General features: G+C 65.7%; 24 protein-coding genes. 6 read left to right on the top strand and 18 right to left on the bottom strand.

All coding sequences use genetic code 11. From position 1 onward, the window contains the following. The first annotated feature begins 14 nt into the window (after positions 1-14). Both ACNJYD_RS26295 and ACNJYD_RS26290 read left to right on the top strand, forming a co-directional pair. Positions 15-1,730, top strand: coding sequence for a S8 family serine peptidase (locus ACNJYD_RS26295; protein WP_439363749.1), 1,716 nt, complete (start codon positions 15-17; stop codon positions 1,728-1,730). Positions 1,731-2,276: 546 nt separating this feature from the next. Then, a complete protein-coding gene (locus ACNJYD_RS26290; RefSeq protein ID WP_439363748.1) occupies positions 2,277-3,050 on the top strand; it encodes a TIGR03809 family protein in 774 nt (257 codons plus the stop codon). Positions 3,051-3,179: 129 nt separating this feature from the next. Here ACNJYD_RS26290 and ACNJYD_RS26285 read toward each other — a convergent pair whose 3' ends face one another. The 8 genes from ACNJYD_RS26285 to ACNJYD_RS26250 form a co-directional block, all read right to left on the bottom strand. Then, positions 3,180-4,550, bottom strand: coding sequence for a TIGR03808 family TAT-translocated repetitive protein (locus ACNJYD_RS26285; protein WP_439363747.1), 1,371 nt, complete (start codon positions 4,548-4,550; stop codon positions 3,180-3,182). 196 nt (positions 4,551-4,746) lie between these two features. Further along, entirely contained in the window at positions 4,747-5,403 is a 657-nt protein-coding gene (locus tag ACNJYD_RS26280) for a pyroglutamyl-peptidase I family protein (protein WP_439363746.1), read from the bottom strand. Then, a complete protein-coding gene (gene meaB / locus ACNJYD_RS26275; protein ID WP_439363745.1) occupies positions 5,400-6,386 on the bottom strand; it encodes a methylmalonyl Co-A mutase-associated GTPase MeaB in 987 nt (328 codons plus the stop codon). Before meaB ends, ACNJYD_RS26280 begins: the two co-directional genes overlap by 4 nt. A 21-nt stretch (positions 6,387-6,407) precedes the next feature. After that, entirely contained in the window at positions 6,408-6,752 is a 345-nt protein-coding gene (locus ACNJYD_RS26270) for a HepT-like ribonuclease domain-containing protein (RefSeq protein WP_172784166.1), read from the bottom strand. Beyond that, positions 6,753-7,067: a nucleotidyltransferase family protein gene (locus ACNJYD_RS26265; RefSeq protein WP_172784167.1), complete on the bottom strand. Its 315-nt coding sequence runs from the start codon at positions 7,065-7,067 to the stop codon at positions 6,753-6,755. A gap of 97 nt (positions 7,068-7,164) precedes the next feature. Further along, on the bottom strand, positions 7,165-8,676 hold the full coding sequence (locus ACNJYD_RS26260; RefSeq protein ID WP_172784168.1) for a tripartite tricarboxylate transporter permease: 1,512 nt from the start codon (positions 8,674-8,676) through the stop codon (positions 7,165-7,167). 4 nt (positions 8,677-8,680) lie between these two features. Continuing rightward, the gene (locus ACNJYD_RS26255; protein ID WP_172784169.1) at positions 8,681-9,172 is read right to left on the bottom strand and encodes a tripartite tricarboxylate transporter TctB family protein; all 492 of its coding nucleotides are present in this window, start codon (positions 9,170-9,172) and stop codon (positions 8,681-8,683) included. A 161-nt stretch (positions 9,173-9,333) separates the two neighbouring features. Next, entirely contained in the window at positions 9,334-10,326 is a 993-nt protein-coding gene (locus tag ACNJYD_RS26250; protein WP_439363744.1) for a tripartite tricarboxylate transporter substrate binding protein, read from the bottom strand. Positions 10,327-10,544: 218 nt separating this feature from the next. On the opposite strand from ACNJYD_RS26250, the gene ACNJYD_RS26245 reads away from it, so the two are divergent. Beyond that, positions 10,545-11,024: an SRPBCC family protein gene (locus tag ACNJYD_RS26245; protein WP_439363743.1), complete on the top strand. Its 480-nt coding sequence runs from the start codon at positions 10,545-10,547 to the stop codon at positions 11,022-11,024. A gap of 113 nt (positions 11,025-11,137) precedes the next feature. Here ACNJYD_RS26245 and scpA read toward each other — a convergent pair whose 3' ends face one another. From scpA to ACNJYD_RS26205, 8 genes are all read right to left on the bottom strand, one after another. After that, a complete protein-coding gene (scpA, locus tag ACNJYD_RS26240) occupies positions 11,138-13,294 on the bottom strand; it encodes a methylmalonyl-CoA mutase (RefSeq protein ID WP_172784620.1) in 2,157 nt (718 codons plus the stop codon). Between the two features lie 21 nt (positions 13,295-13,315). Beyond that, positions 13,316-13,780: a GFA family protein gene (locus ACNJYD_RS26235; RefSeq protein WP_439363742.1), complete on the bottom strand. Its 465-nt coding sequence runs from the start codon at positions 13,778-13,780 to the stop codon at positions 13,316-13,318. Next, entirely contained in the window at positions 13,777-15,648 is a 1,872-nt protein-coding gene (locus ACNJYD_RS26230; protein WP_439363741.1) for a methylmalonyl-CoA mutase family protein, read from the bottom strand. The genes ACNJYD_RS26235 and ACNJYD_RS26230 overlap by 4 nt, the downstream gene beginning before the upstream one ends. An 81-nt stretch (positions 15,649-15,729) precedes the next feature. After that, positions 15,730-16,221 carry a 2-amino-4-hydroxy-6-hydroxymethyldihydropteridine diphosphokinase gene (gene folK / locus ACNJYD_RS26225; protein WP_439363740.1) on the bottom strand — a complete coding sequence of 164 codons (492 nt, stop codon included), beginning with the start codon at positions 16,219-16,221 and terminating at the stop codon, positions 15,730-15,732. A gap of 1 nt (position 16,222) precedes the next feature. Next, on the bottom strand, positions 16,223-16,591 hold the full coding sequence (gene folB / locus ACNJYD_RS26220) for a dihydroneopterin aldolase (RefSeq protein ID WP_025035064.1): 369 nt from the start codon (positions 16,589-16,591) through the stop codon (positions 16,223-16,225). Continuing rightward, positions 16,588-17,448, bottom strand: coding sequence for a dihydropteroate synthase (folP, locus tag ACNJYD_RS26215; RefSeq protein ID WP_439363739.1), 861 nt, complete (start codon positions 17,446-17,448; stop codon positions 16,588-16,590). Before folP ends, folB begins: the two co-directional genes overlap by 4 nt. 237 nt (positions 17,449-17,685) lie before the next feature. Next, positions 17,686-18,093, bottom strand: a complete 408-nt coding sequence (locus tag ACNJYD_RS26210) for a DUF4332 domain-containing protein (RefSeq protein WP_025035066.1) — start codon at positions 18,091-18,093, stop codon at positions 17,686-17,688. Between the two features lie 24 nt (positions 18,094-18,117). Then, positions 18,118-18,483 (bottom strand): DUF2267 domain-containing protein, encoded by a 366-nt coding sequence (locus ACNJYD_RS26205; protein WP_212259623.1) that lies wholly within the window; start codon positions 18,481-18,483, stop codon positions 18,118-18,120. Between the two features lie 338 nt (positions 18,484-18,821). On the opposite strand from ACNJYD_RS26205, the gene ACNJYD_RS26200 reads away from it, so the two are divergent. The 3 genes from ACNJYD_RS26200 to ACNJYD_RS26190 all read left to right on the top strand — a co-directional run bounded on the left by ACNJYD_RS26200 (position 18,822) and on the right by ACNJYD_RS26190 (position 23,332). Next, entirely contained in the window at positions 18,822-20,444 is a 1,623-nt protein-coding gene (locus ACNJYD_RS26200; protein ID WP_439363738.1) for a helicase HerA-like domain-containing protein, read from the top strand. Positions 20,445-20,584: 140 nt separating this feature from the next. Further along, entirely contained in the window at positions 20,585-21,913 is a 1,329-nt protein-coding gene (locus tag ACNJYD_RS26195) for a glycosyltransferase family 87 protein (RefSeq protein WP_212259619.1), read from the top strand. 24 nt (positions 21,914-21,937) lie between these two features. Further along, positions 21,938-23,332, top strand: coding sequence for a M20/M25/M40 family metallo-hydrolase (locus ACNJYD_RS26190; RefSeq protein WP_212259617.1), 1,395 nt, complete (start codon positions 21,938-21,940; stop codon positions 23,330-23,332). 291 nt (positions 23,333-23,623) lie between these two features. Here ACNJYD_RS26190 and ACNJYD_RS26185 read toward each other — a convergent pair whose 3' ends face one another. After that, on the bottom strand, positions 23,624-24,403 hold the full coding sequence (locus ACNJYD_RS26185) for a class II aldolase/adducin family protein (RefSeq protein WP_212256968.1): 780 nt from the start codon (positions 24,401-24,403) through the stop codon (positions 23,624-23,626). Between the two features lie 193 nt (positions 24,404-24,596). Then, complete coding sequence (locus tag ACNJYD_RS26180; RefSeq protein WP_212256967.1) at positions 24,597-26,246, bottom strand: glycosyltransferase family 39 protein; 1,650 nt, start codon at positions 26,244-26,246, stop codon at positions 24,597-24,599. Positions 26,247-26,478 lie beyond the last annotated feature (232 nt).

Here is a 26,478-nt window from a genome sequence, read left to right as displayed (position 1 = left end):
GCGCCGCTGAACCGATGACGGGCAAATCCGAGAGCTGGGTGCGCACCGGGATCCGCGCTTCATCCGTCGGCGTTGCCTTTTTGGTCGCCTCCTGTCTCGGCGTCGAGGTTGCGCAGGCGCAGGCGATCATGCGCACCCCCACGATCAGTGTGCCCTCGCGCACCCCGACCATCTCTCCCAACATCACCCCGCGGGTCAGCCCGAACATCGCTGCGCGCGCGGTAAGCGTCGACCGCGGCCCGCGGACGATGGCGACCATTCCGCGTACCACGACGTCGCGCATCCGCCCGACGACGCCGGTGCTGCCCTACGCGCGTTACTCGCCGAACCTCTACCCGGCCTGCACCGCGCCCTACCGTGCTGCCGACGGCGAATGTCTGGCGCAGCCGAACGCGGGCGGCGAGGGCACTGGAAAATCTGGCAAGAAGAGCGCCGGCAAGGGGCGCGGCAACGATACGCCGGTCGCGCTGACCTCGCGCAGCTTCGCAGGCGAATTCGTCGCCGAGATCGACGGCGTGCTGTCGACCGCCGAGGCCGACGAGCTGGCGCGTCGCCACGGCCTGACCCGCCTCGCTTCCGAGAATTTCCCGCTGATCGGAGCCACGTTCGGCCTGTTCCGCATTGCCGATGGCCGGCCCTACGAAACCGTGCGGCGCGAGTTCGCGGCCGACGGCAGCGTGCGCTCGCTGCAGCCGAACTTCCGCTACGTGCTCCAGGACCAGAAATCGGCTGCCACGACCGAGGGCGATCCTGCGCAATATGCGCTGGCAAAGCTCCGCCTGCCGCAGGCGCATACGCTGGCGCACGGGGCCAACGTCACGATCGCCGTGATCGATTCCGGCGTCGACGCCCGGCATCCCGAGCTCGCCAATTCCATCGCCGACAATTTCGACGCGCTCGGCAGTGCCGAAGGACCGCACGTCCATGGTACCGGCATCGCCGGGGCGATCGCGGCCCATGCCCGTCTGATGGGCAGCGCGCCCCAGTCCCGCATCATCGCCATCCGGGCCTTCGGCGGTGCCAATGGCGGCGCCGAGAGCTCGTCCTACATCATCCTGCGTTCCCTGAATTACGCCGCCGAGCACGGCGCGCAGATCGTCAATATGAGCTTTGCCGGTCCAAAGGACGCGGTCATCGAGCGCGCGATCGCGGCGACGGCCGCGCGAGGTCTCGTGCTGATCGCGGCCGCCGGCAATGCCGGCGCGAAATCGCCGCCGCTCTATCCGGCCGCCAACCCCAACGTGATTGCAGTCAGCGCGACGGATCAGCAGGACAGGCTGTTCGCCGCCTCCAACCGCGGCAACTACATCGCCGTCGCGGCCCCCGGCGTCGACATCTTCCTGCCGGCACCCGACGGCAAGTACCAGATGACGTCGGGAACCTCGTTCTCCGCCGCCTATGTCTCCGGCGTCGCGGCGCTGCTGCTCGAGCGCAATTACGCACTCAAGCCGGAAGCGCTGCGCATGACACTGGTGAAGACCGCGCGCGACCTCGGCTCACCCGGGCGTGACGACCTCTTCGGCGACGGTCAGGCCGACGCGTTTGCCGCCGTCATGGCTATTCCCGTCGACAGCGCGACGCCGGTCGCTGCTGCCTCGGGTACAACAAAACGTGAAGATGCCGACAAGCGTCGCGACGAGCCCGGCATTCGCGCGATCGAACAGCCCTCGCTGTCGAGCACAGCCGATAAAGCCGCGATTTCTCAGGCAGATAGGCCGGCGACGCGATAGTCGCTGCGACAACTTTGCGCGCGCGCCGAAGGTCAAAAAATCAGACCCCGCATTGAACGTTGAGCCCGCTGCCACGACCAACTGATGTGGGAGCGGTCATCCCTCCCCATCAGTCATATCAGGCGCGAGCGCCCATCCACCCCAAGCGCCCATATGGCTCGACCCGTCCGGTTGTCCCCCCGGACGGGTCTTTTCTTTTCAGAGCGTTTTTGACCGAAGTGGATGCCGGTTCGCGTGAGGAAAAACGCGTCAAAACAGGAATCTGGCGTTCGATCTTTTGAAGCTTCGCTTCCGTTCAGCTTGCGGTTGAAGGTCGCCGCGGCGTCGGTCGCCGCCGCGCGCGGAGCGCGCCGCAACTCCGTTATGCTTGTGCGAAGCTTGACTCGAAAACACGGAAAATCACCGCACGACTACGGTGTTTGACGACCAATGCCGCGTCGTTGCTGGACAAGTCAAAACTTTTCCACAAAATATTCATGTCGCGTCTAAATTGATTCGTGTGCGTTGCGTCCCCCGCGTCCGTGTTTTCTCCTGACGGGCTGGTTCATGACACATCGCCAAGAGTTCGTTCGCGACGCGGCTGGCAGCCGCCAAATCGCGGCGCGTTGGTGCGCTCTCGCCGAACAGCGCCTGCAACATCTCTCCGAGATGTTCGAGACCGGCCGCTGGCGCCGCTATCATTCCGAGATCGCGTTTCTCGAAAACATCCAGGAGGCCAAGCGCGCCGTCCAGACCTGGCGCGCGCTTGCGACCGGCGGGGACGTCGCCGAGGCGGCCGCGAGCGTGACGCCGGCATTCGGTTGGTCGCCGGCGACGATGCCCCGCATGGCGCCGCGCGAGCAGGCGCAGACCGTGCAGCCCAAGACCTTGCAGCCCAAGACCTTGCAGCCCAAGGCCGTTCATATCGCTCCCGAGACCGCCACGCCGGTCAGGCTCGATCCGAAGCCCGACGTGCTCGCGGAGATCGCCGAAGCCCCGATCGCGCCGCTTGCCATGCCGGTGGCTTGGCCGTCGTTCACCGCGCCTGCCGAGATGCCGCCGCTCAAGGCTCCCGCTGCGAAGGCACCGTTCACCGCACCTGCCGTGAGATCGCCGCGCGCGGAGCCGGCCGCAACCGCGCCATTCACCGCGCCGGAAGTGAGGCCGCCGGTGCCTGCCGCGCAGCCGCCGAGGACGGCGCCTGCAGCGATGGCGGCGCTCCTGCCGCAGTTCGCTCCGCCCGCCGAGGAAATCGTCGCCGCCCCCGAGCGCGTCGTCGAATTCACCTTCAGCCTCGACGGCCTGGAAGCGAAATACCCGCTGCTGCGGAACGCGTTCTAACGCTCCGTCGCGAGGGCAAAACGGCAGGCAGCCGCACCTGTCGCTCCGTCATCCTGAGGTGCGAGGCATGGGACGCAGTGCGTCCCATGAGGAGCCTCGAAGGATGCAGGGCCCGGCCGTCAACCACGCCTACCTTCGCACCGCATTGCCGCCGACCAGCAGCTGCGCGAAGCGTTGTGCGCCGTCGGCCGACAGGTCCGACGTCACCGCACGGGCGTGATCGAGGCCGACCACGGCACCGCGCGGCGTCTCGGAGATCATGTTGTTGTTGACGAGCGCGGTGCCGGCGCCCGGCACCACGGAGACGCCGACGCCGGCCAGCGCCTTGCGGATCACGTTGCCCGTGATCGCGACATCGCGCAGATATCTGCCCCAGCCGGCGACGATGCCGTAGGACGGCGCGTTCTCGATGACGTTGCCGGTCACCGAGGAGTCCGCCTCGATGTAGATGCCGACGCCGGCATCGTCGTCAGGCGCGGTGCCGATCGGCCGCTTCGGGACCAGGTTGCGGATGATGTTGCCCTGGACCACCGCGATGCGGCCGCCCTCGTTGAAATTGCAGACGGAGACGCCGACGGCCGCGCTGTCGACAATGTTGTTGGCGATCACGGCGGCTTCGAACGCGAATTCGGAATAGAGCGCGACCTCGCGCACGTCGCTGACGCTGTTGCCCGTGATATGGATGTTCGAGGCCGAGTTGCCGCGCACAGCCGAATAGTCGCAATTCCTGATGCGGTTGCCGCGCACGATCACATTGCCGGCGCGAAAGGCGTTGATGGCATTGCCGTATTGGCCCGAGCCGCCGGGGCCGGCCTTGATGTTCTCGATGCGGTTGTCGGCGACCAGCGTGCCGTCATCGCCGATCGCATTGCGCAAGATCTCGATTCCGTTGTCGTTGGTGCCGAGAATCGTGTTGCGGGAGACACAGAGGCCCCTGGCGTCGAACGACACAACCGCTGTCACCGCGATGCCGGTGAAGATATTGCCGGAGATGTCGCCCGCGACCTGCTCGAGCCAGATGCCGCTGCCGCCCGAGCTCGTGATCTCGCAATCGGTGATGCGCACATCGCGCCCGCCGAGGACGTGGATCAGGCCGCGCCGTGTCGGCAGCGCAATGCCGCCGCCGTCGAAGGTGATGCCGGTGATGCCGATCGCATCGGAGCCGTCGCTCTGGATCGCCGCGGCCCCGCCGGTGAAGACGAGCTTGGTCGCGCCGCGCACGCCGATCAGCTGCGCGCCGTTCGGCAGCCGCAACAGGCCGGTCCGGTACACGCCGGGTGGCAAGGCGAGCGGCATTTGCGCGCGCGCGGCCTCGTCGATGGCGCGCTGCAGTGCGCGCGTCTGGTCCTCGCTGCTGCCGGGCCGCACGCCGTATTGCGTGGCATCGCGGCCGAGCATCGACGTCAGCGGCGCGGCGCGCGCGGCGTCAACAGGCATGGCGAGGGCACCGGCAATGCCGGCGGTCGAAGCCCCGATGAGATGACGGCGATTGAGGTCCATGACGCGTCCTCCGGCGGACGCGGGGGTCCGCAGCGGTTTCGTAGCTCAGCAGGGCGAGGACCGTGAGGATTGTTGGCGGTAGGGTTAAATGTTTACGCAAGAGACGGTGCCGTAGGGTGGGCAAAGCGTAGCGTGCCCACCATTGTCCGCGCCCAAGCGATGCATGGTAGGCACGGCGCTGAGCGCCTTGCCCACCCTACGAGACCGGTATGTTCCGCGCCTTCCGTGCCAACTGCACCATCTCCATCAGCATCGCTTCCCCCGCATCCACCAGCTCCTCCAGCGTGATGCGGGCTGCGCCCTTGCGGCGAACGGCGCCGCTGCGCGCAAGCAGGGGAATGTGGATGAACGCCGCGAGCTGCGGCCCGCCCGCCTTCACGTGCTCGATCGCGCGCCAGCTCAGGTAGTTGCAGAGATAGGCGCCGGCATCGCGCGAGGGGCGCGCGTCGATGCCGGTGAGGCGCGCGGCGCGCAGCAGCCTTGCCGTGTGCGGGCCAAACATCATCGCGTCCGCATGGCCGGCGATGCCGCGCTTTGCCGAGCGGGTGTTGGCGGCATCGGGCCAGAGCATGGTGACCGCGTTGCGCGCCCGCGTCTCGATGCGCAGGTAAGGCGTGCGTGCGGCGAGGCCGAACATCAGCAGCGCGTCGGGCTTTTGCGCAGCGAGCATTTCAGACAATTGGCGGTCGACCGCGGCATAGGTGACCGGGAAGATGTGGCTCGATAGCGCGACATCGTCGAGCGCGGGCCGGCGCAATTGCGCCAGCCGCGCCACCAGCCGCTGGGTCGGATTATAGGGCGCGCCGGGAAACGGACCGAAGCCGGTGAGGAGAATGCGGAGCTTGTCGCTCATTGCAGCAACTCCAGGATCTGCTCGGCGGCGAGTGCCGGCGTGAGATGGCCATCGGCGACCTCGGCCTCGATCTTGCGGACTTTCGTTCGCACCGACGCCTCGCTCCGCAGCCGCGCCAGCATGCGCTGCTCCAGCATCGACCACATCCACTTCACCTGCTGCTCGCGCCGCCGCGCGGCGAAATCGCCGGACGCGTTCATCGCCTTGCGGTGATCCAGAACCTTCTGCCAGATCCTTGCGATGCCGTCGCCGGTCAGCGCCGAATAGGTCTCGACCGGCGGATGCCAATGCTCCGATCGCGGCGCCAAGATATGCAGCGCGCCGCGATAGTCGGCAGCGGTGATCTTGGCGCGCTTGAGATTGTCGCCATCCGCCTTGTTGATCGCGATCATGTCGGCGAGCTCGACCAGGCCCTTCTTGATGCCCTGCAGCTCGTCGCCGCCGCCCGGCAGCATGAGGGCAAGGAAGAAGTCGGTCATGTCGCAGACGGCGGTCTCGGACTGGCCGATGCCGACGGTCTCGACCAGCACGACGCCGAAGCCGGCGGCCTCGCACAGCAGCATCGCCTCGCGCGTCTTCGCCGCAACGCCGCCGAGCGTGCCGGAGGAGGGCGAGGGGCGGATGAAGGCGTCGTTCGCGGCCGACAGCCGCGCCATCCGGGTCTTGTCGCCGAGGATCGAGCCGCCGCTGCGCGCCGAGGACGGATCGACCGCGAGCACCGCGACCTTGTGGCCCTGCTCGATCAGATACGTTCCGAGCGCATCGATGGTGGTGGATTTGCCGACGCCCGGCGATCCCGTGATGCCGAGGCGGAACGCCTTGCCGGTGTCGGGCAGCAGCATCTGCACCAGCTCGCGCGCCAGCGCTTGGTGGTCGCCGCGCCGGCTCTCCACCAGCGTGATCGCCCGCGCAAGCGCCGCGCGGCTGCCGGTGCGGAGGTCGCGGGCGAGGGATTTGATGTCGATGGATTTGGGAGTGGTCATCGTTGCTTTCGCGTCCAGCCGCTAGCGGCCTGACATGCGAACGTGTCTCTCAGCGCAGGATTTCAACGGTGGAAGGTGTGTTTGAATGATATCCCAAACGATCTCGGCCTTCGTCATATGATAGGCATGACGCAGAAGATTTCCAAAGTCGATCATCTTGCGCCAGTCGATTCCAGGCTCCGTTCGCTTGACCTCATCCGGGATGAATCTCGATGCCTCGCAGATGATCTCGAGAAGCCGTTCGATTGCGAGACGGGAGGTCTTTTCGGAGACAAATTGATCGAATGTGAGGCCCTTCGTGACGCTTTCGATGTCCGATATGGCTTCCAGAATGTCGAGTAGCCGGTCTTCGACGGTCGGCGGCATTCAGAAGACCTCGATCAGATCGTCCGCGATCCGCTCGGCCATGCGCGGCTTCAGCAAGTCGCGCATCGATACCTGCACTCGAACGCCGACATGATCCTCGATCAGGTGTAGGACCTCAAAATAGTCGAACCGCGGCGCTTCCTCGCGCGAGGTCGTTTCGACCAACACGTCGAGGTCACTGTCCGGCCGCGCGTCACCGCGGGCACGCGATCCGAAGATGTGTAGCCGTTTCACGCCCGCAGCCCTCAAGGCGGGAGCAAGCTCTCGGAGCTTCCCGATGAGAGTTTGGAGTGGAATGTCTGCGACATCGGTCATGGCCGGATATTAGCACAGGGCAGCCGCCCGGCCCAGCGATACGGAGACAGTTCTGCTGACCCGGCCGGGGGCAGGCGAGGCCCGCGCCCGGGCGATATCACCGGGTCGTTGCGGCGACCGTCTGCGCTGGTTTCACCTTGCGCCAGACCCACACCATCACCGGCCACAGCAGTGCGCCGATCGCCATGGCAGCGAGGATGGCCGCGACCGGACGCTCGAAGAACGGCAAAATGCTGCCGTCCGACTTGATCAGCGAGGTGACGAAGGCCTGCTCGACCATGGTGCCCATGACGATGCCGAGCACCATGGCGGCGACGGGATAGCCGTTCGCCTCCATGACATAGCCGATCACGCCGAAGGCGGCGACGGTGACGACGCCGAACATGTTGTTGCCGATCGCGAACGAGCCGACCGCGCAGCACAGCATGATGATCGGCATGATGGCCGAGCGCGGCGCCAGCAGGATATAGGCGGCGACGCGGATCATGGCGATGCCGAGTGGGATCATCAGGATGTTCGCGATGATGAACATCAGATAGATCGCGTACATGCTCGACGCCTTCTCGGTGAACAGCGTCGGCCCGGGATTGAGGCCCTTCATGTAGAGCACGCCGATCGCGATCGCAGCGATGGTGTCGCCGGGAATGCCGAACAGCAGCGAAGGCACCCAGCCCGAGGCGATGCTGGCATTGTTGCTGGCGCCGGCCTCGACCAGCCCCTCGACGTGGCCGGTGCCGAACTTTTCCGGCTCCTTGGAGAAGCGCTTCGACATCGCATAGGAGACCCAGGCGGCCATGTCGGCGCCGGCGCCGGGCAGTACGCCGATGATGATGCCGACGATGTTCCCGCGCGTCATCTGCCAGTGATAGAGCTTGGTCAGCCGCCACTGGCCGGCCATGATGCTCCCGAATTTTCGTCGCGGCAGGGGTGGTGGTTCCGGCGTCAGCATCGCGCGCATTACCTGCGCCACCGCGAACACGCCGACGAGGGCCGGGATCGGCTCGATGCCGCCGAACAGATCGGTGAGGCCGAAGGTGAAGCGCGGGATGCCGCCGGGATTCTCGATGCCGATGCAGGAGACGAGCAGGCCGATGAACATGCCGGCGATCGCCTTCACCGGCGAGGAACGCGCCACCAAGGTGGCGCACATCAGGCCGAGCAGCGCCAGCCAGAAATATTCGAAGGTCGAGAACGACAGCGCGATCTCTGCCAGCGGCGGCGCCAGGATCATCAGCGACAGCACGCCGGCGATGCCGCCGACGGCGGAGAACCAGACGCCGGCCCCTAGCGCCAGCTCGGCCTGGCCTTTGCGCGTCATGGCGTAGGCTTCGTCCGCATAGGCGGCGGAGGCGGGCGTGCCCGGGATGCGCAGCAGCGCGCCGGGAATGTCGCCGGAGAAGATCGCCATCGAGGAGGCCGCGACGATGGTCGCGATCGCCGCGATCGGCGACAGATAGAAGGTGACGGGGACGAGTAGGGCGGTCGCCATCGTCGCCGACAGGCCCGGCAGCGAGCCGATCACGAGGCCGTACACGGAGGCCGCGATCATCGCGATGATGACCTCCCAGGTGGAGATCAGCGCGAAGGCATCAATCAGGGTCTTCAGCATGGGATTACCAGGGCGTCGGCAATAGGCCGGCGGGAAGCGGCACGCGCAGCAGCTTGCCGAAGATGAGGTGAATGGCGAACGGCGACAGCATCGCGAGCGGCAGCGCCAGCTTCCACTTGGCTCCGAGCGCGGTCGAGGTCACGTAGACCATGATCGCCGCGGTGATGATGAAGCCGAGCCTGTCGGCGGCAAAGACATAGAACAGCAGCAGCGCCGGTGGCAGCAGCGCGCGCAGGCCGTAGAGCTTGCTCTGCGGCGGCGGGGCTGCCGCCTGGCCGTCCTCGAACGGCACCAGCTCTTCCTCCTCCTCGAAGGAATGGCCGATGCCGAACACGATCGCGAGCCCGCACAGCGCAAGGCCGCAGCCGATCACCAGCGGAAATACGTTGGGGCCGACCGGCTGCCCAGGCACCGGCGGCAGAATGTAGCCGCCATAGGCGGCAGCCGCGCCGAGCACGACGAGAAACGATCCCGTGACGGAGTCGGGAAGACGCATGGGAGGGCCCTGTGAGAGATGTTCTGCCTCGCGCGCGGCGGGGCTATCGAATATGCACTCCGTCATTGCGAGCGTAGCGAAGCAATCCAGAGTCGTTCTGCGGAGGGATTCTGGATTGCTTCGCTGCGCTCGCAATGACGATGTGGCAAGAGCTCAGTCCTTCACGCCTTGCTCAGGCCCGCGGCCTTCATCGCCTCGCCCATCTGGGCATCGCCCTTGTCCATGAAGCCCGCGAAGTAGGCCGCATCGCCCCACACGGTGCCGAAGCCGCGATTGCTCATGAAATCCTTGAACTCGGCCGAGTCGTAGACCTTCTTCAGCGCCGCCGTGAGCTTCGTTGCGATCTCCGGCGGCAGATTTTTCGGCCCGGCAATGCCGCGCCAGGCGCCGGTTGCGTAGTCGATGCCCATGGCCTCCTTCAGCGTCGGCACGTCCTTGAACACCGGGTTGCGCGCGGGCGCCATGATGGCGAGGCTCCTGGCCTTGCCGGCCTCGATGATCGCGCGCGCCTCCGGCACCGAGCAGGTGGTGAGGTCGAGACCGCCGGCGGCGAGATCCTGCATCGCGGGTGCTGCGCCATTCGACGGCACCCAGGCGACCTGGTTGGCAGGCAGGCCCATCGCCTGCATCCAGCCGACCAGCGCCAGATGCCAGATGCCGCCCTGGCCGGTGCCGGACGCCTTGAACTTGCCGGGAGGCGCCGCCTTGATCGCATCGGCGAGCTCCTTGACCGTCTTGTAGGGCGAGGAGGAGGAGACCTGGATGCCGGGCGGATCCTCGTTCATCAGCGCCAGCGGCGTGTAGCTCTTCGGCGTCAAGTCGGTGAGGCCCTGCCAGTGCATCATCGAGATTTCGACCGTGAGCATGCCGATGGTGTAGCCGTCGGGCTGCGCGGTCGCGATCGCGCTATGGCCGACCACGCCGGAGCCGCCGGTGCGGTTGACCACGTTGAAGGGCTGGCCGAGGTCCTTCTCCAGCAGCGCTGCGACGATGCGCGCAGTGGCATCGGTGCCGCCGCCGGCGCCCCAGGGCACGATCACGGTGACCGGCCGGGCCGGATAGGCTTGCGCAAGTGCGGACTTGAAGCCGAAAGCGGCGGAGGCCGCGACTGCAGCGGTGGAAGCCGCAAAGGTGCGGCGCGAAATCTTGGACATTGAATGCCTCCCAGCGGCGCCCGTGATGTCGGGCGCTCTTGTCAACGCCGGCATTCTAGTCGGCTTTGCGTCGCCGCCGCAAGGTAGCGCTACCAACTGGACGCGCCATGTTGTGAAGAGCAGACGGCCGATCGAATGGGTGGTCGGAAATCGGGTGGGTTTTGTCTGCGCGCGAAGCCAACTTCAGCGCGTAACGAAGAACCAAAGGCAAGCCATCGATGAACCAAGCCTATTACAGCGCCGTGCTGGACCATCCGCTGAACGACGTCTGGTCGCTGATCCGCGATTTCAACAACTACCCCGCTTACATCGACGGGGTGAGCGAGAGCGAGATCGAAGATGACAAGCGCGGCGATGAAGTCGGCGCCATCAGGCGCTTCTGCTATCTCGGAAACTGGATCCGCCAGCGCCTGGTCGATCACTCGGACCGGCAGCACACTCTCACTTATGCCGGTCTCGAGGCGATACCCTATCCGCAAGACGACGGCGGACCGAGTCCGGCGCCGGCGCGCTACCAAGGCACCATGCATCTGCGTCCGATCGTCGAAGGCGACCGCACCCTCATCGAATGGTCGGTCGCGCTCGAAACCGAAGCTTCGGACGCCGAGCGCTGGAAAGCCCTGTTTGCCGCCTGGATTCCCGATTGGACGGATTCACTGGCACGGACCCTGGCCCGGACCCGTCCGCGATCTGGTTAGAGCATGATCCGGAAAAGTGTGACGCGGTTTTCCGAACGGATCATCAAAGGATCGAAGGCGCGATGACGATTCGTCCAAATCTCATCGCGCTTTAGAAGATCTCGAGGGAGAGGCTACTCCGCCGCCTCGCTATGCCCCAGCCGGGCGTTCAGCTTGCGGATCAGCTCCTCGGCCGCGTCCGCGATCACCGTGCCGGGCGGGAAGATCGCCTCCGCACCGGCGGCGTAGAGCGCATCGTAATCCTGCGGCGGCACCACCCCGCCGACGATGATCATGATGTCGTCGCGGCCCTGCTTCTTCAGCGCGGCCTTCAGCTCCGGCACGGCGGTGAGGTGGGCGGCGGCCAGCGAGGAGACGCCGAGGATGTGCACGTCGTTCTCGACCGCCTGCCGCGCGGCTTCGTCGGCAGTGGCAAACAGCGGCCCGATGTCGACGTCGAAGCCGATATCGGCGAAGGCCGACGCAATCACCTTCTGGCCGCGGTCATGGCCGTCCTGGCCGATCTTGGCGACCAGGATGCGCGGGCGGCGGCCTTCCGCCTCCTCGAAGGCGTCGATCAGCGCCTGAACCTTCTCGACCTGGGTGCCCATGCTGGACGCCTCCCGCTTGTAGACGCCGGTGATGGACTTGATCTCGGCGCGGTGCCGGCCGAACACCTTCTCCATCGCGTCAGAGATCTCGCCGACGGTCGCCTTGGCGCGTGCCGCGTCGATGGCGAGCGCCAGCAGATTGCCGTTGCCTTCGCCGGCAGAGCGCGTCAGCGCGGCGAGGGCGGCATCGACCTCCTGCTGGTTGCGTTCGGCCTTCAGCCGCTTGAGCTTGTCGATCTGCAGCCGGCGGACATTGGTGTTGTCGACCTTCAGGATCTCGATTTTGTCCTCGTCGGTCGGCTTGTACTTGTTGACGCCGATCACCGCCTGCTTGCCGGCGTCGATCCGCGCCTGCGTCTTGGCCGAGGCCTCCTCGATACGCAGCTTCGGCACGCCGGCTTCGATCGCCTTCGCCATGCCGCCGAGTTCCTCGATCTCCTGGATATGGCCCCACGCCTTGGCGGCGAGGTCGCGCGTGAGCCGCTCGACATAATACGAGCCGCCCCAGGGATCGATGATGCGGGTGGTGCCGCTTTCCTGCTGCAGGAACAGCTGGGTGTTGCGGGCGATGCGCGCCGAGAAGTCGGTCGGCAGCGCCAGCGCTTCGTCGAGCGCGTTGGTGTGCAGCGATTGGGTATGGCCTTGCGTCGCCGCCATCGCTTCCACTGTGGTACGCATCACGTTGTTGAAGACGTCCTGCGCGGTCAGCGACCATCCCGAGGTCTGGCTATGCGTGCGCAGCGACAGCGAGCGCGGGTCCTTCGGGTTGAAGGGCTTCAGCAGCTTCGCCCAGAGCAGGCGCGCCGCGCGCAGCTTGGCGACCTCCATGAAGAAGTTCATGCCGATCGCCCAGAAGAACGACAGGCGCGGCGCGAAGCGGTCGACGTCGAGCCCCGCGGCAAGTCCGGCGCGCAGATATTCGACGCCGTCCGCGAGCGTATAAGCGAGCTCGAGATCCTGCGTCGCGCCGGCCTCCTGCATGTGATAGCCGGAGATCGAGATGGAATTGTACTTCGGCATCCTCGTGGAGGTGTAGGCGAAGATATCCGAGATGATCCGCATCGAGGGCGCCGGCGGATAGATGTAGGTGTTGCGCACCATGAACTCTTTCAGAATGTCGTTCTGAATGGTGCCCGACAGCTTCTCCGGCGGCACGCCCTGTTCCTCGGCGGCGGCGACGTAGAGCGCGAGGATCGGCAGCACCGCGCCGTTCATGGTCATGGACACGCTCATCTGATCGAGCGGAATCCCGGCAAACAGCGTGCGCATGTCGTAGATGGAATCGATGGCCACGCCGGCCATCCCGACATCGCCGCCGACGCGCGGATGGTCAGAGTCGTAGCCGCGATGGGTGGCAAGATCGAAGGCGACCGAGAGACCCTTTTGCCCGGCCGCGAGGTTGCGGCGGTAGAACGCGTTGGAATCCTCCGCCGTGGAGAAGCCGGCATATTGCCGGACGGTCCAGGGCTGGTTGACATACATCGTCGGGTAGGGACCGCGCAGATAGGGCGCGATGCCCGGATAGGTTTCGAGGAAATCGAGCCCGGCGACATCAGCCTCGCCATAAGCGGGCTTCACCAGAATGCCCTCCGGCGTCAGCCACGGCTCGGCGCTGCCCGCAGGCGCAGCGACGGTTGGCCGCTCAAAGGCAATGTCGGCGAAATTCGGAATGCGGCTCATGGCTTCAACCATATCGTAAGCTCAATCATGATCCGGATGCTGATGGCTGACGATGGTGGCCATCTTCTCCGGTCCGTAATTCTGCTGCGTGGTCTGGCTCGGCAGATTGGCGATGCCGACCACCCAGCCGAGGCGGGATTCGGTGCCATATTGCCGGGTCGGCACCACGTGGTCCGGCCGGTCGAAGGCGCCGGTCATGATCTCGATGCGCGGGCCATCGATGCGGCGGAAGCTCAGGGGCGTGCCGCAGGCGGCGCAGAAATCGCGCATCGCGATCGACGAAGATTGGAACGCCGACGGCGTGCCCTTGGTCCAGGCAAAGTCCGTCTTCTCGACATCGGCGAAGGAGGCAAACGGCGCGCCGCTGGCCTTCTGGCACATCCGGCAGTGGCAGATCGAAATCTTGTTCGGCGACGCCGTCAGCGCAAAGCGCACGGCGCCGCATTGGCAGCCACCGGTGAGAACGGGTTTGCTGGTCTCGGTCATGCCATTTCCATCCGTCGATAGGCGTCTTGCAACGTGACAACCGCATCACCCCCGGCGAAGACAAAACCCGTGACGCCGGCGGCCCGCAGCGCCGCCTCGGCCTCAGCCGGGCGGCCTGCCAGATAGATATGTCGCCCGCCGCTCGATTGCAGGGCCCTTGCCGCAGCTTCGGCGTGTTCCGCATAGACCTTGTCGCTGGAACACAGACAGGCCAGCTCGGCGCCGGAGGCCTTGAAGGCCGCGGCCAGCTTGGCCGGATCGGCAAAGCCCTCGCTGTCGACCGCCTGGATGCCGCCGGCCTCGAAGAAGCTCTTGGCGAACGTCGCGCGCGCGGTGAAATCGGCGGGCGTGCCGAGATTGGCCAGGAACACCTTTGGCCGTGCGCCCCGCGCCTTCAACATCGCGTCGGATTTGTCGCGCAGCGCCTCGAACGGTTCCGCGAGACGGATCGGCGCCAGCGCCTCGAACTTGTATGTCTGTTCGCCATAGGGCGGAAGCGCGATCGGCGTTGCCTTCAGGACAGTGGCTTCGCTCTCCTGCAGGTTCGGAAACTCGCTGGCGCCGGTCAGCACGTCGCGGCGCTTCGCGATATTGGCCTCGCGCGCCTTGCGCGTTGCCGCGACCTTGCTCTGGAACACACCCTGCTGAAGCGCGGCGAAGGCGCCACCGGATTTCTCGCTCTCCTGGAATAGCGCCCAGGCCGCGTCGCACAGCTGCGCCGTCAGCGTCTCGATGCCGCCGGCGCCGGCCGCGGGATCGCTGACCTTGGCGAGGTTGCTTTCTTCGAGCAGCAGAAGCTGGGTGTTGCGCGCCACGCGCCGCGCGAACGGATCGGGCAGGCCGAGCGCCAGCGTATGCGGCAGCACGGTGATGGCATTGGCGCCGGCGAGCCCCGCGGCGAAAGTCGCCATGGTCGCGCGCAGCATGTTCACGTAGGGATCGCGCTGCGTCAGCATGCGCCAGGCGGTGTCGGCGGCGATGAACAGCGGTTTCGGCGCGAGCCCGCAAGCGGTCTCGATGCGCGCCCACAACAGCCGCAGCGCGCGGAATTTGGCCATGGTCAGGAATTGGTCGGCATCAGCGGCGAGCCGCGCATAGACCATGCCCTGCGCGGCTTCCAGCGGAATGCCCGTGCCTTCGATCGCGCGCAGATAAGCGACGCCGCAGGCCAGCACGAAAGCGAGCTCCTGCACTTCCGAGCCGCCGGCATCATGGATCACGCGGCCGTCGGCGGAGGCGAACGGCCCCTTGAAGCCGAGCCCGGCGAGGCCCTTGATGGCGCGCGTGATCGCGGGGCTGATTTCGTCCCAAGTATAGGGGCTGTGGCCCCACACCGCGCCAGCCGCGAGCGGATCGAGCCCGAAGCGGATGTTGCAGGCGGCGGGATCGAGGCCGTTGCTCTTCACATATTCCGCGACATGGATCGCGGCCATCCGCGATTGCGGTCCAATCTCGAGCTCGATGCCGATCCCGGCGTCGAGATGAATGTCCTTCAGGACCTTTGCCACCGCGTCGGCCGAAGGTTCCAGGCCGAAACCGCGCGCGCCATTGGCGCCGGCGAACACCAGCGCAAGCCCGGTTGCACCGTTCTCCAGATCCTGCAGCGCCTGCGCATTCGCGAGCGCCGCATCGGGATGGTCGATCCGCTGGATGATCTGCCACGGCGCGGCCGGCAGCCGGCCCACCACCGGCGTAACGCCCTTCGCACGCGGATAGAGCGGTTCGATCTTGACGCCGTCATAGGTCTTGCCGACCAGCTTCTCGAACGGCGCGCCCTTCAGCACGCCGTCGACCAGCTTGCGCCAGTCCTCAGGCGTAGCCTTGGGAAAATCCGCCGCCAGCGGCAGGTCGTCAGTCACGGAGGTCATGCGGCGCGGGGCTCCCCAACGTCTTGTTATTCGCAGGCGAAATTGCCACGGCGGACCGTTCCTGCAAACGGTTGTTTTTGGTTAACCGGTATCCGGAAGCCGCTCAATGCCTTGCGTCGAGACGCTGGCGAGCCCGTCACGCACACGAATGCCCGAGATCACGCGGTCCGGTGCGATTTCGGCCAGCGGCACCAGCACGAAGGCGCGCTCGAACAGGCGCGGATGCGGCAGCGTCAGGTCGGGCTTCTGCAAGGAGACATCGTCATAGGCGATCATGTCGAGATCGAGCGTGCGCGGGCCCCAGCGCCGCGCCTTGGAGCGTGTGCGGCCGAATTTCTGCTCGACTTTCTGCAGCACGAACAATAGCGCGCGCGGATCGAGACTGGTCTCGATCTCGATACAGGCATTGATGAAGGGATCCTGGTTCTCGTCGCCCCAGGGCGGGGTCGTATAGTCGGACGAGCGCGCGATCAGCGCCGCCTGTGCCATGCCGCAGGTGTGCGCGATCGCCTTTTTGAACGTCGCGCGGACATCGCCGACATTGCCGCCGAGTGCGATCAGCACGCTCGCCATATTAGGGGTGCCGCGAGCGTGTCAGCACGATACCGACATCGTCGAAGATCGCGGCGATCGGCGCATGCGGCTTGTGCACCGTGACCTTCACGGCGCGGATGCGCGGGAAGTGCGACAGGATCGCATCAGCCACTGCGCCCGCCGCGCGCTCCAGGAGCTTGTAATTGGTATTCTTGAACGCCGCCGTCGTAGTCGCCACGACTTCAGCGTACGACACCGTGTCGGCGAGCCGGTCGCTGCGCGCAGGCTCCGACAGGTCGGTATAGAGCTCGAGATCGATGACGAAACGCTGACCGACCTCGGTTTCGTGATCCATGACGCCGTGACGGGCGTGGATCGACAGGCCGGTGACGAAGATCGTATCGGTCATTGCTCGCTCTCGATGGCATGCGCCACCCGCAGGGCCTGCAGGGTTTCGGCGACGTCATGGGTCCGGATGATCTTGGCACCGCGCTGCGCGGCGATCAGATGCGCCGCGATCGAGCCGGCGAGCCGCTCCGAGGGCTCCGACGGCGACACCGTGGCGATGAAGCGTTTTCGCGAGGCGCCGACCAGGATCGGCAGGCCGAACATGTCGAGCTCGCGCAAGCGCGCCAGCGCGGCCATGCTCTGCTCGGCGGTCTTGCCGAAGCCGATCCCGGGATCGAGCACGATCTTGTCGCGCGCGATGCCGGCTTTTGCGGCGAGATCCAGCGAGCGCAGGAAGAACGTCTTGATGTCCGCGACGATGTCGATGGCGGGATCGACGCTGTCGCGGTTGTGCATGACGATGACGGGCACGCCCCTGGCGGCGATCAGCGGCGCCATCTCGGCGTCGCGTTGCAGGCCCCAGACGTCGTTGGCGATCGCCGCGCCCTGGTCGAGCGCGAAGGCCACCACCTCCGCCTTCATGCTGTCGATCGAGACGGGCACACCGAGCGCCACGACGTCCGACAGCACCGGCTTCAGCCGCGCGAGCTCCTCCGCCGCCGTGACCGGCCGGGCGCCCTGGTAGGGCCGGGTGGATTCGGCGCCGATGTCGATGATGTCGACGCCGGCGGCGATCATCGCCCGCGCCCGCTCCAGCGCCCGCGCGGGCGCGATGAACTCGCCGCCGTCGGAGAAGGAATCCGGGGTGATGTTGAGCACGCCCATCACCGCAGGAAGCGGCCGGCCCACGAGCGTCCGCAGCGCGTCGATCCCGGCCGAGCCGGCCGGCGGGACGGAAGGGGAGGGCGAGGCATTCATGCGGCCCGCTTTGCGCGGTCGCGAAGAGGGTGTCAAGCCGGGATTGAGGGCGATTCGCGGCCATTCCGATGCGCACAGACGGCCGAGAGGACGCGATGTTCTTGCCCACACTCCGTCATTGCGAGCGCAGCGAAGCAATCCAGACTGTCACCGCGGAAAGATTCTGGATTGCTTCGCTGCGCTCGCAATGACGATCTGGGAGCAGTGATGCCCCACCTCTCCAGCTTGGCCCGCAGCCTAATACGTAATCTTCGGCGGCAGCTTCTTGGCCTTGGCGATGATGTCGCCGACCGACTTCTCGGAAGGCAGGAGGCGGACGAGCTTCTTCTTCTCGTTGGCCTCGCGCATGCTCTGCGCCAGTCTCGCCGGATTTCGATAGGCGAGCTCGCGCACGGTGGTGACGCCGGCGGCGCGGACGAGCCCGACCTTGGCCCTGCCCATGCCGGGGATGCGCATGTAGTCGGAGACGTTGGCCCATTCCAGCAATTGCTGCTCGCTGATGCCGGTCTTGGCCGAAAGCGCCTTGCGGCCCTTCACGGTGGAGGCCGCCTCGAGCAGCGCGTCCGTGGTGCGGATTCCTTGCGCCTTCAGCTTGTTGGCGGCAAAGGCCGGCAGGCCCTCAATCTCGGAGATCGGATATGTCATGATGCTCGATATGAAAAGCGTCGCTCAGGCGAACTGGCTGAGGCCCGGCGTCCCCGCAATGATCTTGCCCATCTGATCCGCTCCGATTTTGTCTCGCCCGTAGCGGAAAAGTTCACGGGAGACGTTTTGAATCTCGGACATGCCGAGCCCGAGGCTCATCAGGCGCGTGCCGACGGCCATCAAGCCGCCGCCCATCAGCCGCGACAGGGCGCCACCGCTCTTGGACGCTTCGATCGCGGCTTCCGCTCCGGGGATCTGATCGATCAGGGCCTGCACGCTGTCGGAAGGACCCTCGTTGCGAAGGAAGGCCAGGATGATGCCGACGGTCTTTTCAGCGACAGCACCATCTATGCTGGCGTTTGTCGCCAGCCGTCCGATCAGCTCGTCCATAAGACCCGCCCCTCAGCCGGTTTACATTCCGGAATATTGCTTTCGAAAACGATCTTGAGCCGGTGTGACGTGAAATACAAGCGATGAACGCATGCGCCGTCGCGAACGCGCGAAAAGTGTTGCCGCCGTGCAAGAGCCTAGAACGAATCGGCAAAAAATTGCCGCGTTGCGAACGCCGCGTTCCGACTTTCGGCTGATCTCGCCCATCGGTGTCCGACAATGTCGCATGCGCAGGAGCCGCTGAACCGATTTAATCGGCGCGCGAGATGCGTTAAACTACGGAACTGGTGCATTTGAGTTTCAATACGCGAAACTCAGCAGAGAGATCAGAGAGAATAATGACCGCACAGGACAGCAAGCTCGGCGATACCGACGCCAAGATCTTCGTCGGCAAGGGAGACGAGCAGGCCTGGCTGACGCTTGCGCTCGCCAATCGCCACGGCCTCGTCACGGGTGCAACCGGAACCGGCAAGACCGTGTCGCTGCAAGTGATGGCGGAAGGATTTGCACGCGCCGGTGTTCCGGTCTTCGCGGCCGACATCAAGGGCGACCTCGCCGGCATCTGCCAGATCGGCGAACCCAAGGACTTCATCGTCAAGCGCGCCACCGAAATGGGGCTGAGATTCCAGCCCGATCAGTTCTCGACGGTGTTCTGGGACGTATTCGGCGAGCAGGGCCACCCCGTGCGCGCGACCGTCACGGAAATGGGGCCGCTTCTGCTCGCGCGCATGCTCGATCTGAACGACGTGCAGGAAGGCGTGCTCAACGTCGCCTTCCGCGTCGCCGACGACAACGGCCTGACCTTGATGGACATGAAGGATCTGCGGGCGCTGCTCGACGCCATCGTGCCCGACAGCGGAAAGAAGGCTGCGGACGCGGAGCAGGACCCGCTCGCCGCCATCCGCAAGGCCGCTCAGGGGTTCGGCAACGTCACCAAGGCGACCGTCGGCACCATCCAGCGCCAGCTCCTGGTGCTGGAGAACCAGGGCGGCACCAAATTCTTCGGCGAGCCGGCGCTGACGCTCAAGGACTTCATGAAGACCGACAGCGACGGCCGCGGCATGGTCAACATCCTGGTCGCCGACAAGCTGCTCCAGAACCCGAGGCTATACGCGACCTTCCTGCTCTGGATGTTGTCGGAGCTGTTCGAGGAGCTGCCCGAAGCCGGCGATCTGCCTAAGCCGAAGCTGGTGTTCTTCTTCGACGAAGCGCATCTGTTGTTCAATGACGCGCCCAAGGCGCTGATGGACAAGATCGAGCAGGTGGTCCGCCTGATCCGCTCCAAGGGCGTCGGCGTCTACTTCGTGACGCAAAACCCGATCGACGTGCCCGACCGCGTGCTCGGACAATTGGGCAACCGGGTGCAGCACGCTTTGCGTGCCTTCACTCCGCGCGACCAGAAGGCGGTCGCCGCTGCGGCGCAGACCTTCCGGCCCAACCCGAGGCTCGACACCGCAAAGGTGATCACGGAGCTCGGCAAGGGCGAGGCGCTGGTGTCCTTCCTCGAGGGCAACGGCACGCCTTCGATGGTGGAGCGGGTGATGATCCGGCCGCCGTCCGCCCGCATCGGACCGATTACGCCGGACGAGCGCAAGTCGATCATGGCGGCAAGTCCGGTGAAGGGCAAATATGACACGGCCGTCGATGCCGAGTCCGCCTACGAGATGATCCAGAAGCGCATCGCCGGCACGGCTGCGACCGCCGATGGCCCCGCGGGCGGAGGCGGCGGCGGCGTTCTCGGCCAGATCGGCTCGATCGTCGGCACCATCTTCGGCACCAACGTCAAGCGAGGCCGTCTGTCGACCGGCCAGGTCATCGCCCGCGACGTGACGCGATCGGTCACCAACCAGGTGATCGGCGGGATGGCCGCCAATCTCGGCAAGTCGATCGGCGGTCAGCTCGGCGGCTCGATCGGCCGCACGCTGGTCCGCGGTGCGCTCGGCGGATTGCTGCGGCGGTAGGCAGAACGCCCCACGGCAAGGCAATCGATCGACCTCTCCCGCGATCTGGGAGGGCCGAACGTCACACATTCAGGTGAGGGGACTCTCCAAGTCCTTGCCGGTCTGCTACGTCCTGCGTCATCGCCGCTCGGGACCGCACCGTGACCACGTCCTCCCCGTTAGCCAAGCCTGACCTGCCAAGACGCCCGTCGTTGCGGGCGCCGCTGGATCTGCTTTTTCTGTTCTGCTGCATCCTCCTGGCCGCCGACGTGCTCGTTCCCGAGATTTTCGGACGCGGCAAGACCAAGGACTATTCGCTCTGGTACTGGGCTGGACAGCAGGTCTTGCAGGGTGAGCCGCTCTATCCTGCCGCGCCCGAGGACTATTTCGATTTCATCTATCCGCCGCTGCCGGCGATCCTGCTGGCGATCCCGAGCTGGTTCGGCAAGATCCCGCTCTATGTCGTCCTGTCGATCCTGAACGCCGTGGCGTGGTGGTGCACCGGGGCGCTCTCCCAGGTCATGACCGGCTCGGGCCGCGCGCCGGGTCGGTGGCTGGAGGCGCTGCCGGTCGTCGTCACCGTGTCCTTCGTGTTCGACATGTTCGACCTCGGCCAGCCGAACCTCGTGCTGCTGGCGATGATGCTCTACGGCTTCTGGAGCCTGCGGCATCAACGGTCGTGGCTCGCCGGCTTCATGTTCGCACTCGCCATCGCCATCAAGGTGTTTCCAGTCGCAGTGCTGCCTTATCTAGCGTGGCGGCGCAAATGGGCCGCCCTTGTCAGCACGATCGTCTTCACCGGCATACTTCTCTACCTCGTGCCGGCGCCGATCCGCGGCTTCGAGCGCAACGCCGCCGAGCTTGCGAAATGGTACCAGGGCATGGTCGGGACGAGCTCGGAAAAAGGCTTTGGCCAGCGTGGCGAGCAGAACTGGTCGTGGGTCAACCAATCCCTGATTGCCGTCACGCATCGCCTGGTGCGGCCGATCAACTACAATCAGGACGATCCCAAGAAGCCGCCGCGCACCATGAACGTGATCGACGTCGACTACAGGACGGCGAACTGGATCGTGCTCGCGCTGTCGGCGCTGCTCGGGCTCGGCTTCGTCGCAATCATGCCGCGGCAAGCGGCGCGAACGGCGCGCTCGGATGCCGAGGAGCTCGGCATCCTGTTCTGCCTCATGACGGTGGCCTCGCCTCTGGCCCGGCAATACTACTTCATGTGGCTGTTCTTCCCGATGACGGTGTTGATGCATCGCGCCGCCTTCGACGAGCGAGCGCATGTGCGCCTGGGAACCTGGCTCGCGCTGGGTGCCGCCGGCATCCTCATGCTGCTGTCGTTGCCGTGGTTTCCCAATGTCATCCAGGCCTGGGGCAACAACCTCGCTGCGACCGCAGTCCTCGCAGGGTGCCTCGCCTGGCACATCCGGCATCCGCCGCTTGCGGCTAGCCCCGCGGCCGCGCCGGCGTTAAAACCCGGGACCTCGTGAGACCCAACAACCAGGATAGCAATCATGGCCAACGCGCAGCTCCAATCCGTGCTCGACCACATCGACAAGGATTTCGACAACAGCCTGGAGCGCCTGTTCTCGTTGTTGCGGATCAAGTCGATCTCGGCCGATCCCGCCTTCGCCGATGATTGCAAGGCTGCCGCCGAGCATCTCGCCAAGGACATCGCCAGCCTCGGTGTGGCCACCGAGGTGAGGCCGACCGCGGGCCATCCCGCCGTCGTCGGCAGGACCGGCGCGGGCGGACGGCCGCACGTGCTGTTCTACGGCCATTACGACGTGCAGCCGGTCGACCCGCTCGATCTCTGGCACCGTCCGCCGTTCGAGCCCGTCGTCACCGATCATGCCGATGGCCGCAAGATCATCGTCGCGCGCGGCGCCGAGGACGACAAGGGCCAGGTGATGACGTTCGTCGAGGCCTGCCGTGCCTGGAAGAAGGTGACGGGCTCGCTGCCGGTCGACGTCACCTTCCTGATCGAGGGCGAGGAGGAGGTCGGCTCGAAGAACTTCGTGCCCTTCATCGAGGCCAACAAGGACGAGTTCAAGGCCGACTACGTGCTGGTGTGCGACACCGGCATGTGGGATCCGAGCACGCCGGCGATCACGACCTCGCTGCGCGGCCTGCTCTATGAAGAGCTGAAGATCACCGCCGCCAATCGCGATCTGCATTCCGGCGTGTTCGGCGGCACCGCGATGAACCCGATCCGCCTGCTCACGAAGATCCTGGGCGGCCTGTTCGACGACGACAACCGCATCACCATTCCCGGCTTCTATGACGGCGTGAAGGACACGCCGCCCGACATCCTGGCGCAGTGGAAGAAGCTCGATTTCACGCCCGAGAGCTTTCTCAAGCCGATCGGGCTGTCGCTCCCGGCTGGCGAGAAGGGCAGGCTGCTGGTCGAGCAGGCCTCGACGCGTCCGACCTGCGACGTCAACGGCATCTGGGGCGGCTATATCGGCGAGGGCTCCAAGACCGTGATTCCCTCACATGCCTCGGCCAAAGTCTCGTTCCGTCTGGTCCAGGGCCAGGACCCGCAAAAGATCCGCAAGGCCTTCCGTGATTACGTGACGGCGCGCATTCCCGGCGACTGCAAGGTCGAGTTCGGCGACCATTCCGCCGCGCCCGCGGTCGCGCTCGACTGGACCATGAAGCCGCTTGCCGCCGCCAGCAAGGCGCTGACGGAGGAATGGGGCAAGGAGACCGTGCTGATGGGCTCCGGCGCCTCGATCCCGATCGTCGCCGACTTCAAGCGCACGCTCGGCCTCGACTCGCTGCTGGTGGGGTTTGGCCTCGACGACGACAACATCCACTCGCCCAACGAAAAATACGACCTGCAGAGCTTCCAGAAAGGGATCCGCTCCTGGGCTCGCATCCTCGCCGCGCTGGCGGAGGTGAAATAGGCACGGTGCCGTAGGGTGGGCAAAGGCGCAACGCGCCGTGCCCACCATTCGTCCCGGATCGCGAGAGAAGGCGTGGGCACGCTCCGCTTTGCCCACCCTACAAGACCTCTTCCCGTCATTGCGAGCGCAGCGAAGCAATCCAGAATCTTCCGCGGCGACAGTCTGAGTGCTTCGCTGCGCTCGCAATGACGACCGGCCTCAAATAAAAACGCCGCCCGGGATTGGGCGGCGTTTCATTCCAAAAGGCGTAGAGGTTCGTTGAGTGTTACTCTACGCCAAATCCCGAAAATCTCAAGACCTGTAGCCGGGATTGACGCGGTCGAGCTTGCGCAGCAAGGGCGGCCACACGAGGTTGTTCGCGCGCAGCTCGGCGCGGTCGCGGTTGGATAACAGCTCGGTGTTCTTCTCGATCGCGATCTCCTCGACCGGATAGACCGGCGTGCCCAGTGCGCGCGTGCGCACCTGCATCGAGCAGGCGCGTTCGAGGTGGTACATGCGCTCGAAAGCGGAAGCGACCGAGCGGCCGACCGTCAGCGTGCCGTGATTGCGCAGGAGCATGTGGTTGTGGTCGCCGAGATCCTTCTGCAGCCGCGGCCGCTCCTCGTGGTCGAGCGCGATGCCTTCATAGTCGTGATAGGCGAGGTCGTGGGTGACGAGCTGGGCGGTCTGGTTCAGCGGCAGCAGCCCTTCCGCGCTGCTCGACACCGCGGTGCCGTCGAGGGTGTGGAGATGCAGCACGCAGATGGCGTCTTCGCGCACCTCGTGGATTGCCGAATGGATGGTGAAGCCGGCGGGGTTGATGCTGTACTCGCTCTCGGAGAGCTGGTTGCCGTGCAGGTCGACCTTGACGAGGCTGGAGGCCGTGATTTCCTCGAACATCAGCCCGTAGGGATTGATGAGGAAGTGATGGTCGGGGCCGGGCACGCGCGCGGAGATGTGGGTGTCGACCAGATCGTCCCAGCCGTACAGCGCGACCAGGCGATAGCAGGCGGCGAGATTGATCCGTTGCTGCCACTCCGCCTCCGTCATGTTGGAGGGCACTTCCCTCACGCGGGCTTCTGCTGGCGACATGGCTGATCTCTCCGAACGTCGTTGTTGCGGGAAGCGAGCGTAGTCGCGGGTGAGGCTGGCGGCAAGGCGCAAGGAGCGTGGCTGTCGCGCGTAGCCCGCATGGAGCGAAGCGGAATGCGGGGCAGCTCGCACGACGCCACAGGTCCCCGGATTACGCTTCGGTCCATCCCATCTACGGAAACGGAGAATAATCCTACGGCGCCGGGATCGAAAGCAGGCTGGAAATGCCGCGGCCGCGGATGTCGTAGACGCGGGCGAACACCACGTCGTCGCGCTTGATCTCGACCATGACCGGCGCCGTGAGGCCCTTGCAGTAGAACTCGCCGAGCGTCATGGCGAAATCGGCGGCATTGGAATCCCAGCCGATGGTGAAGTCCGGCCCGAGCGCGACCTGGGCCGGGCGCTGCGGTCCGCACACCGCGACCTTCCATTTGCGGTTGATCGGTGGCACTTCCTGGCGCTCGACGAGCTGCTCGCGCAATCCGTCCGAGGCCTGCTTCAAGGCGAGACCCCAATAGTCCAGCATGAAGCGGTCGTCGGCGCCGCGCACCGTGCCCGCGATGTGGTTGAAGTGCGTGTACTGGTAGGGGTGCAGCCGGATCATCTCGGCGAGCGACAGCGCGAGGCCGAAGCAGAAGGTGGCGAGCACGACCGGCTGCCAGGTGCGGTGGTTGGCGCGCAGGCGCTCCATGGTCCAGGCGAAGGCGACGCCGCCGAGCACCGCCATCGGCGGGATCACGAAGACGAAATGGCGGATGCCGTTGTAGAGCGCCGGGCGCTTCACCATCGCGATCGCGAGCGGCAGCGTCGCAGCCAGCGTCAGCATCAGGAGGATGGTCTTGCGGCGCGCCGGAACCTCGCGCCGCGGCAGCATGGCGAAGGTGCTGACGATGGCACCGCCCATCAGCACCAGCATCACCTCGGGCAGCTGCAGCGCGAACAGCGTCGGCAGATACGACCAGGGCATGTCGGGCACCGACACGATCGCGCCGTCGAACATCTCCTTCCATGGCTTCTCGAAGAAATGCGAGAAGTAGGTCAGCGCCTCGAAGGGATTGCCGGGCTCCATGATCGACCACGGCCAGATCAGGCCCATCACGAGGTAGCCGAGCACGAGGCCGGGCAGCAGCACATAGACGACATGGGCGAAGCGGCGAACCGACTCGCGCAGACCTTCGCTGCGCAATTCCTCCAGCAGCAGCGGCATGAACCCGACCGTGGCGTAGACCAAAGCGAGCCCGCCGAGAACGCGGCAGCCGAGCGAGAGGCCGGCCCCCAGGCCGACGATCAGGATCGTGCGCGGCGACGGCTGCGGATATTCCTCGGCGAGCCGCACGAGGCCGAGCATGAGGATGATCATGGCGACCGCGAAGGGCGCATCCTTCGGGTTCATGAACATGTGGCCGTAGAAGATCGGGCAGAGCGCGAGCAGGAGCAGCGCGGCGAGGCCTGCGAGCGGTCCGCCGATGCGGCGGCCGAGCCGCCACGTCACGGCAAGCCCGATCACGCCGACGATGGCACCGACCAGACGGCGCGTCTCGAACAGCTCGAGCGGAATGACCTTGTGCAGCAGGGCCGCGACCATGTCGAAGCCGCCGCCATACATGTAGAGATTGGCGAAGGAGAGCGCCGCGGTATCCTTGAAGCCGGAACCGAACATGCGCAGCAGCAGGTCGGCGTATTCGGCGTGGGTGTAGTCGTCCCAGCCGAGCCCGTAATCGCGGAAGGTCAAGCCTGCAATGACGGCGACCGCGGCCAGCACCAGCATGGCGAGATCGTCGCAAGTCCGCTCGACCGAGCGCCGTGAAGGCGTGTCGATCGCCGAAGTCGTGATGGATGTCATGGCTATCGGTGCCCCGGAATCCCCTCTTGGCCCTGCTGGTGCGCGCGGGCCTCAACCCCGGACTCCCTATAGCGCAGTTCCATTACCAAGTAATTGGGCATTATGGCTAAATTCCTGATGCGACGCAGCAATTCCGGTTGGCACCAATTCCGATGACTTGAGAGCAGCTCTAGCAGTAGCGAGCCGCAGCTGAAGGGAATGTGAATAAGTCCCTGATTTCCTTCCCTTTAGG

Origin of the sequence: Bradyrhizobium sp. SPXBL-02, from assembly GCF_051853065.1 — a bacterium.
Lineage (GTDB): Bacteria > Pseudomonadota > Alphaproteobacteria > Rhizobiales > Xanthobacteraceae > Bradyrhizobium.
This window is presented reverse-complemented; position numbering and strand designations above follow the sequence as displayed.